The sequence below is a fragment of the Polynucleobacter sp. MWH-Jannik1A5 genome (assembly GCF_018881795.1).
In the GTDB taxonomy this organism is placed as follows: domain Bacteria; phylum Pseudomonadota; class Gammaproteobacteria; order Burkholderiales; family Burkholderiaceae; genus Polynucleobacter.
This window is the reverse complement of sequence record NZ_JACVPQ010000001.1, coordinates 1,217,136-1,232,441: the sequence shown is the minus strand read 5'-3', so window position 1 is coordinate 1,232,441 and position 15,306 is coordinate 1,217,136. Positions and strand designations below refer to the sequence as shown.

The window sequence follows — 15,306 nt, the reverse complement described above, 5'->3', positions numbered from 1 at the left end:
TATTGGCTTTGAATGATTTAATTCTTTTGGGAGGGAGTTTGCATCGTTAACTCTAGCTTACGAACATCGAACTGCTGAGCTTGTATGCGCTGCAGCGTATCTTCATAAACTTTTTTATCCAATTGCGGTGTTCTCGACAGAATCCAGAGGTATTCACGGCGTGGATCACTCACTACTGCAACTTGATATTGAGGGTCTAGATCAACAACCCAATAATCACCCCATACCAATGGAATAAATGATAGCCAGGCTGGAGCAAAACGCACCTCCAATTTAGGCGAGTCTTTTGGCCCCATTTGGCGAGCGGTACCTTCTGCCTCAGAAATCTCGCCTTCAGCAGTTTTGCAGCTATTCAATACCTTGAGTGTGCCATCAGCCCTAGGGGAGTAAACCGCCTTGGTATTACTGACGCACTTTCTTTGAAACCAATTGGGATATTTAGCAATCTCATACCAAGTGCCCAAATAGCGCGGCACGTCCAGAGAGGGAATTGTCTTTACCGCTACATCAGATGTCTGACTATAAGTAGAGAGGCTAGTTAAAAAAATGCATGCACCAAATAATGCTAAATAAATTTTGCTCATCACTAATAGTACTTCTTCAGATCCATGCCCGTATACATGCTGGCGACTTGCTCACCATAGCCATTAAACATTTGGGTTTTAATCTTCGGTGCGAACATCCCTTTTGGATCACCAATACGCCGCTCAGTCGCCTGACTCCAGCGTGGATGATCTACTTGGGGGTTAACGTTAGAGTAAAAGCCATATTCTCTGGCATCAAACTGACTCCAGCTAGTCTTGGGCATCTCTTCGGTAAAGCGAATTTTGACAATAGACTTCGCGCTTTTGAAGCCATACTTCCAAGGCACCACAATGCGTACTGGAGCACCATTCTGCTTGGGCAAGACTTCGCCATACAAGCCTAAGGTTAGTAGCGTTAAGGGATTCATAGCCTCATCCATACGCAAACCTTCGCGATAGGGCCAATCAATAATATTGCTTTTAATCCCTGGCATTTGCTTGCGATCAGCCAATGAAACAAACTCCACATACTTGGCCGATCCCAGTGGCTCTACTTTATTAATAAGCTTAGAGAGTGAGTAGCCATCCCAAGGAATGACCATCGACCAACCTTCGACACAACGCATCCGATAAATACGTTCTTCGATTGGCGCCAATTTGAGCAGCGCATCAATATCCAAGGTCATGGGTTTTTTAACTAAACCCTCAATAGAAATTGTCCAAGGTCGAGTTTGTAAACTTCCTGCATTGACTGCTGGATCTTCTTTATCCGTGCCAAATTCATAAAAGTTGTTATAGCCAGTCACGTATTTGTATGAGGTCAACCCATCCATATCCGCAAAAGCTGGATTCAATGTAGCTGCCAGTTTTTCTGGGGTCGCCGCCAGAGCCTGCCGTGAAAACCAAGGGGCTAAGGCTAACCCAAAGCCACCAGCGGCTGCAGTCTTAATGATATTTCTACGATTTTCAAAAACGGCTTGTGGAGTAATGTCACTCGCATGAATGGTCTTATCGATAAAGCGCATGCCGCACCCCTTAGGACTGTAATTCTCCTATTTTGCTACCGATAATTATTTCTTGCTTAAGACTGGCTCTCGCGCATTCTATTCATCAAAGCTAGGCTATGTTTATCCATACCACCGACCATCTCAGCGAGAGCGGGATAGTCTCGAGTCAGTGTTTCACCGCCGTAGAAGCGTAGCAACCAATCTGGAAAGCTACGCTCTGAGATTTCGCGAATTTCCAAGAGCTCGACCCGATGATGACGCTTATCTTCCTGAATGCGCTTCCACACTTTCATTACATTGGCGCGCTCGCCTTCAATGACTTGTCCAAACTGCTGGTTGTCATACAAAAGAATACCGGTGACGCCGTGCTTTTGATTGAAGGCACGTGCAGACTCTAGCAAACGCATTAAGCCAAGAAAAGACATATTCGAGACTGCTTCGCTCAGATAACTCAATTCCACCAGGTCTTTTGGTTTTGGCATTACTCAAAGATAGTAAGTAAGGATTTATAAATTAAAAAGGCAAACCCGAAGGTTTGCCTATAAATACTATACCTAATTCAAAAATTAAGTACTTAGCATTTTTACCTATTAACTTCTTGCGGCCTTGAGGGCTGCATTGAAAGTAGGGCTAGGACGCATTACAGCCTTGCACTTTTCTGGGTCAGCTACAAAGTAACCACCAATATCCGCTGGTTTACCTTGAACAGCCTTGAGTTCATCTGCGATCTTTTGCTCATTCGCAATCAGAGTCTTAGCTAAAGGTGCAAAGAAGGCCTGCAATTCTTTATCTTCAGTTTGAGCAGCCAGAGCCTCAGCCCAGTACATTGCCAAGTAGAACTGGCTACCGCGGTTATCTAACTCGCCTGTACGCGGTGAAGGTGACTTATTGTTATCCAACAACTTGCCAGTCGCTTCATCCAATGTACGCGCCAAGATTTTCACTTTATTGTTACCTGTCTTATCGCCGATATCCTCAAGAGACACCGCTAAAGCCAAGAACTCACCCAGTGAGTCCCAACGTAAATGGTTTTCTTCCACTAACTGTTGAACGTGTTTTGGAGCAGAACCACCTGCACCAGTTTCAAACAAGCCACCACCAGCCATCAAAGGCACGATAGATAACATCTTCGCGCTAGTTCCTAATTCCATAATCGGGAACAAGTCGGTAAGGTAGTCACGCAAAATATTACCAGTTACAGAAATGGTGTCCTTGCCACGAATCACACGCTCTAAGGTGTAGCGCATTGCGCGAGTCTGAGACATGATCCGAATATCAACCCCTTCGAGGTCGTAATCTTTAAGGTAAGTTTTTACCTTCTTAATTAATTCGGCTTCATGTGGACGGTACTCATCGAGCCAAAAGACTGCTGGAGTGTCAGAGAGTCGCGCACGGTTAACAGCCAACTTGACCCAATCACGAATTGGCGCATCCTTCACTTGGCACATACGCCAGATATCGCCCTCTTCTACATTTTGCTCGAGCAATACAGTGCCATCATCCGCAACAATACGCGCTACACCAGCTTCTGGAATCTCAAAAGTCTTGTCATGTGAGCCATACTCTTCAGCCTGCTGAGCCATCAAGCCAACGTTAGGTACAGTGCCCATCGTTTTCGGATCAAAGTTGCCATGTGTCTTACAGAAATTAATCATTTCTTGATAGATGCGGGCAAAAGTACTTTCTGGGATAACAGCCTTGGTGTCATGCAAACGACCATCTGCACCCCACATCTTGCCGCCAACACGAATCATGGCAGGCATAGAAGCATCCACAATCACGTCGCTTGGAGAGTGTAAGTTGGTGATACCTTTAGCAGAGTCAACCATCGCCAATGCTGGACGATGTTCGTGGCAAGCATGCAAGTCCTGAATAATTTCTTCGCGCTTAGATTCTGGCAAAGTTTTGATCTTTTCATACAAGCTGCTCATACCGTTATTGGCATTCACACCCAACTCGTCAAATAACTTAGCATGCTTAGTAAAGGCGTCTTTGTAGAAAATCTTCACGGCGTGACCAAATACGATCGGATGTGAAACCTTCATCATGGTTGCCTTCACATGCAAGGACAACATCATGCCAGTCTTGTAAGCATCTTCGATTTCTTTCTCGTAGAACTCACATAGCGCTTTTTTGCTCATGTACATGCTGTCAATAATTTCGCCAGCTAACAAGGAAACTTTTGGCTTCAGGACGATAGTCTTGCCGCTCTTGGTTACCAAGTCCATCTTGACATCGCAAGCCTTGGTCATTGTCATGGACTTCTCGCTAGAGTAGAAATCGCCACCATGCATGTGAGATACGTGTGTACGTGAAGCTTGGCTCCACTCACCCATGGAGTGCGGATTTTTACGAGCGTAACGCTTTACAGCGGGTGGCGCACGGCGATCTGAATTGCCTTCACGCAACACTGGGTTAACCGAGCTACCCAAGCACTTAGAGTAACGAGTGCGAATTGCCTTCTCTTCATCTGTTTTTGGATCTTCAGGGAAATTCGGGATCTTATAGCCTTTAGATTGCAACTCTTTAATAGCCGCCAATAACTGAGGTACAGAAGCACTAATGTTTGGCAACTTAATGATGTTCGTGTCAGGCAATAAAGTCATCTTACCGAGCGCACCCAAGTTATCTGGAACTTGCTGCTCAGGAGTTAGGCAATCAGAAAACTCAGCCAAGATACGTGCGGCAACAGAAATGTCGCTCTTCACAATCTCTACGCCAGCAGGTGCCGTAAAAGTACGAATAATTGGCAGAAATGCGCAAGTCGCCAAAAGCGGCGCTTCATCTGTCAGCGTATAAATAATCTTTGATTTCTCTGAAGCCATGAATGTTTCCTCAATTTTGAAAAAATTACAGAGTCAGGTTTTTACCCTGTCGCCCTCAAATCCCCATTTTGCAAGTCGCTTTTAGCGCACTTATTGCCAATGAGGCGAGTCCTCCATTTTAAATCATTGGACCTGGCAAAAATGGTGGTTTTGCCCGTGAAAATAGCTAATTAAGAGTCATTTAAGGGAATTCACCAAGCTCACTCAAGCTGCAAATTCACCGTAAACTGCAAGCCATGACCAGCAAACACCCCTTACTGAATCGAAACCTGGTGCTGCTGATCATTTGTCAGGGCTTATTCCTCACCAATAACGTCACTTTTATTGCCATTAATGGGCTTGTGGGCCTTAGCCTAGCCCCAGTCAGCTGGATGGCCACCCTACCCGTCATGGGCTACGTAGTTGGAGGCGCCTTTTCTACCTCCATCGTGGCTAAATCCCAGAATTATTTTGGGCGCAAGATTTCATTTCAACTGGGTCTGCTAGTGGCAATGCTCTCCGCCCTTTTATGCGCCTATGCTGCTGTGAGCAAAAACTTTTGGCTTTTGGTTGCAGGAACCTTTATTGCTGGCTACTACAGCGCCAATGGTCAGCTTTATCGCTTTGCTGCAGCAGAACTGACAGATTTAAAGCAACGTGACAAAGCCGTTTCTTGGGTGCTTGCCGGTGGCATCCTTGGCGCTGTTATCGGACCTAACCTCGCCTCATGGACACGAGACCTCTTTGAAACCGCCTTCCTGGGGGCGTACCTCACCCTCTCTATCGCCGGCTTTATTGGCATCATTGTCATGCAGTTCATTCATTTCCCCCAAGAGTTAAAGACCCAACACTCACTCTCAGATGGGCGTCCCTTAAGCGTGATTCTTCGGCAACCCGTATTTGTAGTTGCCATCATTGGTGCAGCGTTGGGCTATGGAGTGATGAATCTACTCATGGCAGCTACGCCTTTAGCGATGCAAATCTGTGGGCTACCTTTCTCGGATACCGCTTTAGTTCTTGAGTGGCATGTGATCGGGATGTTTGCTCCAGGATTTTTTACGGGCTCACTCATCCAGAGATTTGGCACATTAAAGATTATGGGCGTCGGAGTGCTACTGAACTTCATCTGTATCGCCATTGCGCTTACCGGCACTGACCTACATCAATTCTTTATTGCTTTATTTTTACTAGGTGTCGGCTGGAACTTTTTATTTACCGGAGCCACTTCTTTGGCAATGACCACATATCAACCTAACGAACGAGACAAAGCTCAAGCGGCAATTAACTTTTTTGTCTTTGGCACCATGGCTTTCACCTCTTTTGGTTCAGGTGCCCTCGTCACCTCTCATGGGTGGAGCATTCTGAATTGGGGATCACTGATTCCTGTAGTGATTACCGGTCTTGCACTTTACTGGCTCGCTCAGCAGCGCAAAAAGTCCCAAGCAATTGTTTAAGAAACTTTTGCCAGCGGTAAGTTAAATAATAGGTTCTGCGGTTTTAACTTGAGCTGCTGCTGATCATTCATAGCAATAGCCATATAGACCGGTTTGCTTGCCTGAGCCTTGGCTACAGCAGCCTCGTCAATAAAATCCAGACGAAATAAGCAAATCACTTTTTGCAACTCATCTGCCTCAACTAACTCTTTGTTGTAAAGCTTATTCAGAATTTCAGTTGCAGCTGCATCCAAGCCAACATGCCATGACCACTTGGGATCGCTAATTTGCTGCATAGGGGTTATGCGCACACTGACACCTAAGAAGTGCTTAACCCATTTCTCTAAAACACGACAAAAACGATTAATAGGCTCGTGTCCAAAATTCAATTGCACTGCTAAATCGAAATCTTCATTGCGCGACCAATACTCCTCAGCATTGTCCTCATGCAGCACATCTAAATCCGCCGATCTCATGGTCATGGACTTACCCTTTAGCAAATCCATGATGTTGCCCGTATCGCCTGCCTGGGCATTGCGAGCGACTACCTCTTCATCGGCGCCCATCACGATGCCATCCTCAATGATGGTAATTTTTTGAGTTCTAAAAAAGAGCTCTCCCATGCGCACTTCCAATGGGTGCGCGTCATCACCCAAAATATGTCTGATAAAGATTTGGGCTAGTAGGGAGATAAATAAGGGTGGAACATCCACCCCCTCACCTTTGAAGAGGCTCATATAAAAAGCCTCTAAAGAGCTGGCTGACAACAGGCGCGCTCGATAGCGCAACCAGACACGATAGTTCTCCTGAATATCCTCATCAGCCATTGAGGTGATTTCAGTTTCAACCACTTCAGCACGAGGGTTTTCTGTTAAACGCTGGTGAAGTGCTCGCTCAGCAGGGCAGGATTCAGGCACTAGTGCGAGCTCAGGCCTTGCCATGTAGGTGCGCAGAAAGTCGTCTGTAACCAGCAGCTGGCGGTCAGGGCTGATTGCCAGAGTCTTATATGCGGAATTTGCCCAATAATTTGTCATACGTTTTAACTAAAGTGAGGGTGCCATCAAAATTTACAAAGCTCAGAATATACTAGCCAGTCAATTTGTGTGAAATAGGAAAACATCATGAGTGAACTCAAAAAAATCGATACCGTTGTAGGTGAAGGCAAAGAAGCTGCAGCAGGCAATCATGTAGATGTACATTACACCGGCTGGTTGTTTGACGAGAAAGCCCCTGACCACAAAGGTCAAAAGTTTGATAGCTCATTAGATCGCGGTCAACTCTTTAGCTTTCCATTAGGCGCAGGCCACGTTATTAAGGGCTGGGATGAAGGCGTAGCGGGCATGAAAATTGGTGGCAAACGCACTTTGATTATTCCTTCTGAAATGGGCTATGGTCCCCGTGGTGCAGGCGGTGTTATTCCTCCAAATGCGACTCTTGTATTTGATGTGGAATTGCACGGCGTTAACTAAGAATTCCGTAGATAGCAAAGCAAAAGCCACCCGAGGGTGGCTTTTTAATTACTTAAGCAGTGTTCTAGAAATTAAGAACGCAAGTCTTTGCCATTCAAGGTAAGGCGATTCGTAGAGCGGCTTTGGCACAAACTAATAAGACGATTTCTTTCAGCGATTACCTTGTCAGCATAGCCGCCATCATCCTCAGCATTGGCAGCGCCTACATAGTATTTCAGGCCATTACGCAATGAACCTGCTGTAGCAATCAGGTATTTCAGAATATAGGCGCCAACGCGAATATTGACTTCTGGCTTAGCAGCTTCAGACGTGCCGCCAAAGATTGCGTATTTATCTTTATGCACTGAAGTCATTACCTGCATCAAACCTTCAGCACCTGCATGACTCTTAGTATTGGGATTGAAGTTCGATTCCACCGAGATCACAGCCAATAACAGAACTGGATCAATGTTGACTTCTTTGGCAATCAAGATGGTATTGGAAACATACTCTTCAATTTTGGCGCGATCCAATTTGTATTTCTTTTCAAAGAAATCTGCCACAGCTCTTTGGTTCTGAAGCGAGCCCATAAGGTTGCTATCTAACGCCTGTGGATCAATCTTGGAAGTTGGAATGCGATCTGATAAATGAGAGATCGACTTAACCTGCATTTGCGCTACAGAGGGCATTAGCAAAGCGACTGTTTGCTGCTTAGCGCTTGCCAAACCTGTAGTAGCTGGTAACTTTGACTTGTTATAAATTACTGCGGCGATACCGGCATCAGTAGTCTGGGTAGCAATATCGTTGGAGTCTTTGTACTGGTTGAGCATCTCAAAGCCATTACTCCAAACCATATGACGCGCCTCATCCGGAACCAGAATGCGAGCAAGATCAAAAGGGCCGGCATTGGTACCGTTGCCCGAGAGCCAGAGACCAACCACCATAAATACAGTAACAACAAGTAAGCCATTAATGACTCGATAGACTGGAGCCATAGCGTGCGAGAGCAGCTCTTTAGCGGCCGACAAGGTAGGCTGCGTATTCTGCATATCGCTCAAATTGTTAGATAAACATTTACTCATTCATTGTTTGCAAAACCTCAAAAAACTGGACTACCGTTTTATGCTGCATTGCAATATCTTAAAAACATGGGTCATCCTAAGAAGTTTCTTATATCAAGTCAAGAATAAAGAACTAGAAAACAATAACTTATTGATCTAGAAATTCGGGAGATCCCGTATATGCACCCTAAAAAACATATATAAGTTAATGAAATCAATAACTTATAAAAGTTAGGGATCGCTAATTTCACTCTATAAAAAAATGGCTAAAGGGGTACTTTTTTTCATTTTTCTTCATAAATTGAAGTCCATAAACCATACATCTAGTGCTTTTAGTCTTTTACTTTTCTAGGGGTAGTAGGCAACACGAGCCTTTTGCAATGAGCCTCCAACCAAAGCAGATTCGGCAATAAGCCTCTCTTAAGTCATGGCAAAAGGTCAGCCATGTCCAAATTTCTTATTAGCCATGGAGCTAGTTCAATGTAAAAAGTGAGCAAAGCCTTGAAGAGAGGTCCTACACTTAAACACCATGAAATTCTTTCGCAACCTAGTAGCCCTTGCAGCGCTTTCAGCTTCACTACATTCTTTTGCAGCCTTTGAAGACTGCAGGAATCTGTTTCCACACCAGCAAATACCAACCAGCACTCAAGTTGGGCGAGACCTCTGCTTTGACAGCTTTGCGATTTATTACTCCCCGCAGGATAAGAAACCTATCTATACAGTAGAGAAACTCAACAAAGAACAATTTTCTACCCCGCACCCACGCCGAAGTAATCAGTTTTATGAAGAAGCTAGACTGCCCTTTGCGGAAAGGTCTCTGTTGTCAGATTACCGTGGCAGCGGCTATGATCGCGGCCACAATGCACCCGCAGGCGATATGAGCAATGAGCGCTCAATGGCCCAGTCATTCTCTCTGGTAAATATGATGCCCCAGGCTAGACAAAATAATCAGGGCATCTGGGCGAAAAATGTAGAAGAGCCTACACGAGCCTACGTTAAAAGAGCTACCGGTGATATTTATGTATTTACCGGCTCTGTTGGTAATAGCGGCAGTATTGGCAGGAGTCGCGTGACGATTCCGAGTCATCTATACAAACTAGTTTACGATCCAAACAAAAATACTGCTTGGGCTTATTGGGTTGAAAACACCAATGAAGCCAATATGACGTCGCCCATCTCATACAAAGAGCTGGTTCAAAAAACAGGGATTGATTTTCATTTATCCGGGATTGATGACACGGTTAAGCCAGAAGCCATAAGCCCAGAACCATTGAAAACAAAGGGTCAGAGGCCATACATAGGTGGCTGGTATCCCGTATTTTTTGATGCATATTCCTCAAGCAAGCTTAATGGAGTCATTGACAACATCAAGACGGGTAAGGTGGAGAGCATTCAAGTTCAATATGATCGTAATGAGAGTCTTGCCAAGCAAATCACTTCTCAAATCGAATCTCAAACCAATCTCAAGGTTGCTTTAATGCAAAGCAGTCCACCAGAGTCTGCAACGGTGACCTACGAACGCAATCGCGTCACCCTCATTATTCGCTCAAAGTAATTTAGATTTAGCCGCAAGGCCATGGGCCCGCTGGATTGGCGCCAGTAATCCACGCAAACCATTGTGATCTAGCGTGTGCATCAACTCTAGAAGCTGCCCCAGCTCGCTTTTAGGAAAACCTTCGCGCGCAAACCACGCTAAATAGTTCCCCGGCAAATCCGCCAACGCACGTCCAGCGTATTTACCAAAGGGCATCTTCATCAAAACGAGTTTTTCTAGAGACTCTGCATTCATCCAAGGAAATCTTACAAGCAAACCAGAAAGGGCTTATAGATTCCGCCATTTTTAGGTTCATGGTCATTTATTTAGTTGAGAATCATTCTCATTTAGTGTTATATTGAGAACCGTTCTCATTTAGACTTTTTAACCATCAACCTCAAATGACCATGAAATTAACCATTAATAGACTTCTTGCCTTTAGCTTCTTCCTTGTTGCCACTCTTCACTTTTCCTTTGCCAATGCCGGCGAAGGAGCGTTTGGCTGGATTTACACCTTAGATCTTCAACCCAAGGGCAAGCTGGAATTTGAGCAACGTCTACAGCTGAATAAACAGCAAGCCGCGGGAACTTACGATGCCTGGACCGCAAGAACTGAACTTGAATATGGCCTCACCAATGACTTACAGGTAGCGGGATATATCAACTCCTACTACACGAGTGCCAATCAGAATTACACCAATCAAGAGGCGTGCGGTGATGCACCAACTTGTACGGGTGGATACGGCGTGCCCTCTTCGCATGATCCATCTACGGCCTATAGAAAGAGTGGAATTGAAGGCGGATCTCTTGAAGCTATCTACCGCCTGACCAATCCAGTCACCTCACCAGTGGGCGTAGGCCTCTATCTCGAACCAACATGGGGTAGAAATAAAGATGAGCTAGAAGCAAGACTTTTGCTGCAATCTAACTTTATTGATGATCGCCTGATCCTAGCGGGTAACGTTGTGGTTGCTAATGAACGCCTGAAGTTTATTGAAAATGGCAATGTTCCTGAATCGATGCTGGATTTCTTAGTTGGCGCTAGCTATCGCTTTACTCCCAAATGGTCAGCCGGTGTTGAGGCCCGTTTTCATAACGACTACTCTGAGTTGAATTTACGCAATCAAGTACAAAGAGCAACTTTTGTCGGACCCAATATGCATTATGCAGCTAAAGATTGGTGGGTCACTGGCGCATGGCGCTATCAGCTTGCAGGCGGAACCTGCATGGGCGGCGGCGAAGCTGAATGCTCAAATGCACGTGTTTGGGACAGTCACTCTGTGAACGAATTCATTGTCAAAGTTGGTTTTCCTCTTAACTGATAACTAAGCGAAAGAATCTATGGAAATTCAAAACCTATTAGTTGCAGCCCTGACTCATTTAGTGAAATTTCAGGCTACGCAATGCCAAACCGCCAAACAAAGAGCGCTCATGATGTTTGAAAAACTCTCCAATCTACAGGGCATCAATCCAGAAATCCAGGCGCTTTGTAATGAAGCAAACGAATTACTCACCGCATAAATGAACTCATGATTTGGAAACCTTACCCTCTAGCTGTAATTGGCATAGCAATGATGAGTACCCCCATCATTGCCCATGCAAAAATTTATGTTTCTGTAGAGCAGGCGCAGAAAATCCTCTTACCCAATAAGGCACTCACTAAGACGCCCATCATCATTACCGATGACCTACAAGAAAGGATGCGAGCAGCATCAAGCATTCGCCACCCTTTTCAAGGGGATCGCATCTGGAGGGCATCTGACGGTAGTTGGCTAGTCATTGATGAGGTAGTTGGTAAACATGAAATGATTACCTATGCTGTTGCCATCAATCCCAGCGGCAGCATCTCTGGCATTGAAATACTGGAGTATGTGGAGTCTTATGGCTATGAAGTTGCTGAAGCGCAATGGCGTAAGCAATTTATTGGTAAGACTGCACATGACCCTATTAAGCTCAATCAGGATATTCAAAATATTGGGGGTGCCACTCTTTCTTGTAAGCACCTGACCGATGGTGTGAAGCGAGTTGCTGTCCTATATGAATTAGCGTTGAAAAGCGGTCCTTCACCAATCAGCCAAATCCAAACTCTCAAAGCAAAATGATTCGTTGTAAACCTCTGCTAGGGACTTTTGTAGAAATCTCCAGTCAAGAAGATCAGAATGGTTTATTGGCGATTGAGAACGCATTTGCCGCAATCCAACAAGTGCAGGATCTCATGGGATTTCATCATCCTGATACTCAACTTAGTGTTATTAACCAACTCGCCCATAGGGAGGCCGTTGAAGTTCATCCATGGACAGCTCAAGTAATTAAGGTTGCCAAAGAAGTTCATCTTGCATCAGGTGGTCTATTCAATTGTGGCATTGGACATCGCCTAGTTGCTGCAGGCTTACTGCCACGGCATATAACCTTCACAAATCATGATCTTGGTGGAATAGAAGATATTCAGTTCTTAGCTCCCGATCTCATCAAATCGGCACGTCCAGTCTGCCTGGACCTTGGTGGCATCGCCAAAGGATTTGCAGTGGATATGGCGGTGCGAGTCTTAATCTCCGAGGGAATTACTTCAGGCTCCGTCAATGCTGGTGGTGATTTGCGCGTGTTTGGTAAAACCGCCCTACCAATTCAGGTTCGCGATCCAGAACTTCCTAACAGACTGATTGAGATTGGCTCCTTGAAAGATGGCGCCATTGCCACCAGCAGCCTTTACTTCGCAAAAAGGGATCAACAGATTAGCCACATCATTAATCCCCTAGCTCAGAATTTTTCCGAAGTACATGCTGAGGTTTTAGGCTCCTTCTCCATTCTCGCTAAAGAATGCGTCTATGCAGATGCCCTCACCAAAGTCTTGGCCTTAACGAATAATGAGTATCACCCCTGTTTCTCACGCTTTTCAGCACAAGCACTAAGGATTACTGCATGAGTCGACTTGGGAAAATGCCAAACTGGCAAAGAACATTTGTCATTCTCGGCATGATGATCTGCTCTATCACTGGCCTCATATATCTGCTGGGCCATCAGTTTCAAATTCAGAGAGCTGCTCTTGGCACCCACAGTATCCTGGCTGCTCATGGCATTGCTGCTATGTTGGCAACCCTAGCTCTTGGTTCAGTACTGCCATTTCATATTAAGGCTGGCTACAAGTCACAAAAGAAACGATGGAGCGGCTTTAGTCAATTGAGCTTACTTACTCTGCTGCTTGTTACTGGCGCCTTACTGTATTACGGTCCCGAAGAAATTCGAGACATTACGGTCGATACCCACTGGATGACTGGCTTACTCTTTTTTGTTATCTTTTTGCTGCATGCATTTCAAAAAATTCGCGGCAGTAGTCACAGCAAGTAAATCGACTACTTTTTGCAATAGTGCTTATAAAGCAGACTCATTACCGCCACAGCAACCTCACTGGCCAGAGAGTAGTAAATTTGCTTACCCTCTCTGCGTGTCTTAACTAGCTTTTCTTTGCGAAGCACGGTTAATTGCTGAGATAGCGTAGGCTGATGAAGATCTAAGGCAGTCTCTAACTCACTGACGCATTTTTCGCCTTGGCCGATTTCACATAACAGCATCATGCGGTCGCTATTAGACAGAACCTTCATTAACTTGCAGGCATCAGCAGCTGACGCCTGCATTTTCTTGAGTTCAGATTTGGTAATCGTCATATTAAAGAGCGTTTAATGGGATTTTTAAATAGGATTTGCCATTAGCTTCGGGCTCAGGCAGATGACCTGCACGTATGTTGACCTGAATCGATGGCAATATCAAAGTAGGCATAGCTAGAGTCGCATCCCGCTTACTGCGCATTTGTACGAACTGCTCTTCAGTGACTCCGTCGTGCACATGGATATTAGACTTCCTCTCTTCACCCACGGTTGTGCAATACGCTTCAGGACGATCCGTTGGTGGATAGTCATGGCACATATACAGCTTTGTTTCATCAGGATACGCGAGCACCTTCTGAATAGATCGATATAAAGTCTGGGCGCTACCGCCTGGAAAGTCACAACGCGCCGTACCGACATCCGGCATGAAGAGGGTGTCTCCAACAAATAGTGCATCCCCAATTTCATATGCCATGCAAGCTGGGGTATGGCCAGGGACATAAAGAGCCTTTAAGGAGAGGTTGCCGAACTGCAGTGATTCACCGTCTTTTAATAAATGATCAAATTGAGATCCATCAATTGCAAATTGCTCATCAAGATTGAAAACACCCTTAAATACGTTTTGCACACTGGTGATGTGATCGCCAATGACAATCTTGCCGCCTAACTTACTCTGAATATAGGGGGCTGCCGTTAGATGATCAGCATGAGCATGCGTTTCTAGGATCCAAGTTAACTGCAATTGCTCGCCTTGAATAAAGCTGATGACTTCGTCAGTAGACCTTGTAGATGTTCTGCCTGACTTGGGGTCATAGTTCAATACGGAGTCTATGACTACGCAGGGACTTTTTTTGCCTCCATAAACTACATAGGTAAAAGTCCAGGTTTCTGGATCAAAGAATGCCTTAACTTCAGCGCTTAGTTTTGGGTTCATAGCAGGCTTTCCTAAAAATACCTTGATTACCGCTCAAAAAGAGTATTTGATATATATTTATATATTATATTAATATAAAATTAATTGCAATGGACTACTCAATCCTCATCAGCCCCGCCCTAGGCCTTATCGTAGGTTTGTTAATGGGTCTTACCGGCGCAGGAGGCGGCATTCTGTCTGTCCCCCTGCTGGTATTTGTTCTACATCTTCCGGTAGCCGAGGCAGCTCCAGTCTCACTTGCTGCAATTGCACTCTCTGCAGGCGTAGGTGCGCTACTGGGATTGAAAAATAAAATTTTGCGTTATCGGGCTGCAGGCTTTATGGCCGCATTTGGACTTCTTCTTTCACCACTAGGCCTTTGGGTGGCGCAACGTGTACCCAACGCGCCACTACTGATTCTTTTTAGCGCCACACTATTTCTTGTCTCCACTCGCTTATTGATGCAAGCCAGAAGAGAGATCCTTCAACTTCCCAAGAAAAAACGCAGCCCACCGCCATGCTTACTCAATCCAGAGCTTGGTAAATTAAGTTGGAGCATCCCTTGTGCTAGATCTCTCATGCTCTCTGGATGCTGGGCGGGATTCTTATCTGGATTACTGGGAGTGGGCGGCGGCTTTGTGATTGTCCCAGCCTTAAAGCGCTATACAGATTTGCCAGTGCAATCAATTGTTGCCACCTCACTAGGCGTACTTGCCATCATCTCTAGCGGAGGGGTAGTATTTTCAGCCATATCAGGCAATCTAGATTTAACGCTGGCGGCACCTTTTTCCATAGGTGCCTTATGCGGTCTTCTAATGGGTCGAGCATTAGGTAAAAAAATAAGTGGTCCAAGGCTGCAACAAATTTTTGCCATACTCACATTTGGAGTTGCAATCAGCCTCACCATTAAAGGCATCAATGCCTTATGAGAAAACCCCTGCAATCTCTAGTCTATATACTGATAATCAGCCTTTTGGGAG

18 protein-coding genes are annotated in these 15,306 nt (G+C 45.2%); 9 read left to right on the top strand and 9 right to left on the bottom strand.

What is annotated here, in order from left to right; genetic code table 11:
• Positions 1-17 precede the first annotated feature (17 nt).
• The 4 genes from ICN23_RS06295 to ICN23_RS06280 all read right to left on the bottom strand — a co-directional run bounded on the left by ICN23_RS06295 (position 18) and on the right by ICN23_RS06280 (position 4,356).
• Positions 18-584, bottom strand: a complete 567-nt coding sequence (locus tag ICN23_RS06295; protein ID WP_216231373.1) for a lipocalin family protein — start codon at positions 582-584, stop codon at positions 18-20.
• 2 nt (positions 585-586) lie between these two features.
• Positions 587-1,549 carry a protein-methionine-sulfoxide reductase catalytic subunit MsrP gene (gene msrP, locus ICN23_RS06290; RefSeq protein ID WP_216231372.1) on the bottom strand — a complete coding sequence of 321 codons (963 nt, stop codon included), beginning with the start codon at positions 1,547-1,549 and terminating at the stop codon, positions 587-589.
• A 56-nt stretch (positions 1,550-1,605) separates the two neighbouring features.
• Positions 1,606-2,013 carry a BLUF domain-containing protein gene (locus tag ICN23_RS06285; RefSeq protein WP_216231371.1) on the bottom strand — a complete coding sequence of 136 codons (408 nt, stop codon included), beginning with the start codon at positions 2,011-2,013 and terminating at the stop codon, positions 1,606-1,608.
• 108 nt (positions 2,014-2,121) lie between these two features.
• Positions 2,122-4,356, bottom strand: a complete 2,235-nt coding sequence (locus ICN23_RS06280) for an NADP-dependent isocitrate dehydrogenase (protein WP_216231370.1) — start codon at positions 4,354-4,356, stop codon at positions 2,122-2,124.
• Positions 4,357-4,613: 257 nt separating this feature from the next.
• Here ICN23_RS06280 and ICN23_RS06275 point away from each other — a divergent pair, with 257 nt between their 5' ends.
• Complete coding sequence (locus tag ICN23_RS06275; RefSeq protein ID WP_216231943.1) at positions 4,614-5,789, top strand: MFS transporter; 1,176 nt, start codon at positions 4,614-4,616, stop codon at positions 5,787-5,789.
• Here the strand turns inward: ICN23_RS06275 and ICN23_RS06270 are convergent.
• Positions 5,786-6,802, bottom strand: coding sequence for a DUF6352 family protein (locus ICN23_RS06270; protein ID WP_216231369.1), 1,017 nt, complete (start codon positions 6,800-6,802; stop codon positions 5,786-5,788). The two genes, ICN23_RS06275 and ICN23_RS06270, sit on opposite strands and share 4 nt — an antisense overlap.
• A gap of 87 nt (positions 6,803-6,889) precedes the next feature.
• Here ICN23_RS06270 and ICN23_RS06265 point away from each other — a divergent pair, with 87 nt between their 5' ends.
• A complete protein-coding gene (locus ICN23_RS06265) occupies positions 6,890-7,237 on the top strand; it encodes an FKBP-type peptidyl-prolyl cis-trans isomerase (protein WP_216151725.1) in 348 nt (115 codons plus the stop codon).
• Positions 7,238-7,308: 71 nt separating this feature from the next.
• On the opposite strand, the gene ICN23_RS06260 is transcribed toward ICN23_RS06265, so the two are convergent.
• A complete protein-coding gene (locus ICN23_RS06260; protein WP_255532718.1) occupies positions 7,309-8,265 on the bottom strand; it encodes a transglycosylase SLT domain-containing protein in 957 nt (318 codons plus the stop codon).
• Positions 8,266-8,806: 541 nt separating this feature from the next.
• Here ICN23_RS06260 and ICN23_RS06255 point away from each other — a divergent pair.
• Complete coding sequence (locus ICN23_RS06255) at positions 8,807-9,832, top strand: DNA/RNA non-specific endonuclease (RefSeq protein WP_216231367.1); 1,026 nt, start codon at positions 8,807-8,809, stop codon at positions 9,830-9,832.
• Here ICN23_RS06255 and ICN23_RS06250 read toward each other — a convergent pair.
• Entirely contained in the window at positions 9,824-10,066 is a 243-nt protein-coding gene (locus ICN23_RS06250) for a DUF3820 family protein (protein WP_216213938.1), read from the bottom strand. The two genes, ICN23_RS06255 and ICN23_RS06250, sit on opposite strands and share 9 nt — an antisense overlap.
• A gap of 152 nt (positions 10,067-10,218) precedes the next feature.
• Here ICN23_RS06250 and ICN23_RS06245 point away from each other — a divergent pair, with 152 nt between their 5' ends.
• Genes ICN23_RS06245 through ICN23_RS06225 form a run of 5 tightly spaced genes read left to right on the top strand, consistent with a single transcriptional unit; the run spans position 10,219 to position 13,156 of the window.
• Positions 10,219-11,133: a DUF6662 family protein gene (locus ICN23_RS06245; protein ID WP_216231366.1), complete on the top strand. Its 915-nt coding sequence runs from the start codon at positions 10,219-10,221 to the stop codon at positions 11,131-11,133.
• 19 nt (positions 11,134-11,152) lie between these two features.
• Positions 11,153-11,332: a hypothetical protein gene (locus ICN23_RS06240; RefSeq protein WP_216231365.1), complete on the top strand. Its 180-nt coding sequence runs from the start codon at positions 11,153-11,155 to the stop codon at positions 11,330-11,332.
• Between the two features lie 50 nt (positions 11,333-11,382).
• Positions 11,383-11,913 carry an FMN-binding protein gene (locus tag ICN23_RS06235; RefSeq protein ID WP_255532717.1) on the top strand — a complete coding sequence of 177 codons (531 nt, stop codon included), beginning with the start codon at positions 11,383-11,385 and terminating at the stop codon, positions 11,911-11,913.
• Positions 11,910-12,734 carry an FAD:protein FMN transferase gene (locus ICN23_RS06230; RefSeq protein WP_216231363.1) on the top strand — a complete coding sequence of 275 codons (825 nt, stop codon included), beginning with the start codon at positions 11,910-11,912 and terminating at the stop codon, positions 12,732-12,734. The genes ICN23_RS06235 and ICN23_RS06230 overlap by 4 nt, the downstream gene beginning before the upstream one ends.
• Positions 12,731-13,156: a hypothetical protein gene (locus ICN23_RS06225; protein WP_216231362.1), complete on the top strand. Its 426-nt coding sequence runs from the start codon at positions 12,731-12,733 to the stop codon at positions 13,154-13,156. The genes ICN23_RS06230 and ICN23_RS06225 overlap by 4 nt, the downstream gene beginning before the upstream one ends.
• Positions 13,157-13,161: 5 nt before the next feature.
• Here ICN23_RS06225 and ICN23_RS06220 read toward each other — a convergent pair whose 3' ends face one another.
• Complete coding sequence (locus tag ICN23_RS06220; RefSeq protein ID WP_216231361.1) at positions 13,162-13,473, bottom strand: metalloregulator ArsR/SmtB family transcription factor; 312 nt, start codon at positions 13,471-13,473, stop codon at positions 13,162-13,164.
• Position 13,474: 1 nt separating this feature from the next.
• The gene (locus tag ICN23_RS06215) at positions 13,475-14,347 is read right to left on the bottom strand and encodes an MBL fold metallo-hydrolase (protein ID WP_216231360.1); all 873 of its coding nucleotides are present in this window, start codon (positions 14,345-14,347) and stop codon (positions 13,475-13,477) included.
• A gap of 89 nt (positions 14,348-14,436) precedes the next feature.
• Between ICN23_RS06215 and ICN23_RS06210 the strand changes: the two genes are divergently transcribed.
• On the top strand, positions 14,437-15,255 hold the full coding sequence (locus ICN23_RS06210; protein ID WP_216231359.1) for a sulfite exporter TauE/SafE family protein: 819 nt from the start codon (positions 14,437-14,439) through the stop codon (positions 15,253-15,255).
• The last annotated feature ends 51 nt before the right edge of the window (positions 15,256-15,306 follow it).

Coding starts and splice junctions, on each gene's coding strand:
- ICN23_RS06295 (WP_216231373.1), bottom strand. CDS start 584: ATGAGCAAAATTTATTTAGCATTATTTGGTGCATGCATTTTTTTAACT.
- msrP (WP_216231372.1), bottom strand. CDS start 1,549: ATGCGCTTTATCGATAAGACCATTCATGCGAGTGACATTACTCCACAA.
- ICN23_RS06285 (WP_216231371.1), bottom strand. CDS start 2,013: ATGCCAAAACCAAAAGACCTGGTGGAATTGAGTTATCTGAGCGAAGCA.
- ICN23_RS06280 (WP_216231370.1), bottom strand. CDS start 4,356: ATGGCTTCAGAGAAATCAAAGATTATTTATACGCTGACAGATGAAGCG.
- ICN23_RS06270 (WP_216231369.1), bottom strand. CDS start 6,802: ATGACAAATTATTGGGCAAATTCCGCATATAAGACTCTGGCAATCAGC.
- ICN23_RS06265 (WP_216151725.1), top strand. CDS start 6,890: ATGAGTGAACTCAAAAAAATCGATACCGTTGTAGGTGAAGGCAAAGAA.
- ICN23_RS06260 (WP_255532718.1), bottom strand. CDS start 8,265: ATGCAGAATACGCAGCCTACCTTGTCGGCCGCTAAAGAGCTGCTCTCG.
- ICN23_RS06255 (WP_216231367.1), top strand. CDS start 8,807: ATGAAATTCTTTCGCAACCTAGTAGCCCTTGCAGCGCTTTCAGCTTCA.
- ICN23_RS06250 (WP_216213938.1), bottom strand. CDS start 10,066: ATGAATGCAGAGTCTCTAGAAAAACTCGTTTTGATGAAGATGCCCTTT.
- ICN23_RS06245 (WP_216231366.1), top strand. CDS start 10,219: ATGAAATTAACCATTAATAGACTTCTTGCCTTTAGCTTCTTCCTTGTT.
- ICN23_RS06240 (WP_216231365.1), top strand. CDS start 11,153: ATGGAAATTCAAAACCTATTAGTTGCAGCCCTGACTCATTTAGTGAAA.
- ICN23_RS06235 (WP_255532717.1), top strand. CDS start 11,383: ATGATGAGTACCCCCATCATTGCCCATGCAAAAATTTATGTTTCTGTA.
- ICN23_RS06230 (WP_216231363.1), top strand. CDS start 11,910: ATGATTCGTTGTAAACCTCTGCTAGGGACTTTTGTAGAAATCTCCAGT.
- ICN23_RS06225 (WP_216231362.1), top strand. CDS start 12,731: ATGAGTCGACTTGGGAAAATGCCAAACTGGCAAAGAACATTTGTCATT.
- ICN23_RS06220 (WP_216231361.1), bottom strand. CDS start 13,473: ATGACGATTACCAAATCTGAACTCAAGAAAATGCAGGCGTCAGCTGCT.
- ICN23_RS06215 (WP_216231360.1), bottom strand. CDS start 14,347: ATGAACCCAAAACTAAGCGCTGAAGTTAAGGCATTCTTTGATCCAGAA.
- ICN23_RS06210 (WP_216231359.1), top strand. CDS start 14,437: ATGGACTACTCAATCCTCATCAGCCCCGCCCTAGGCCTTATCGTAGGT.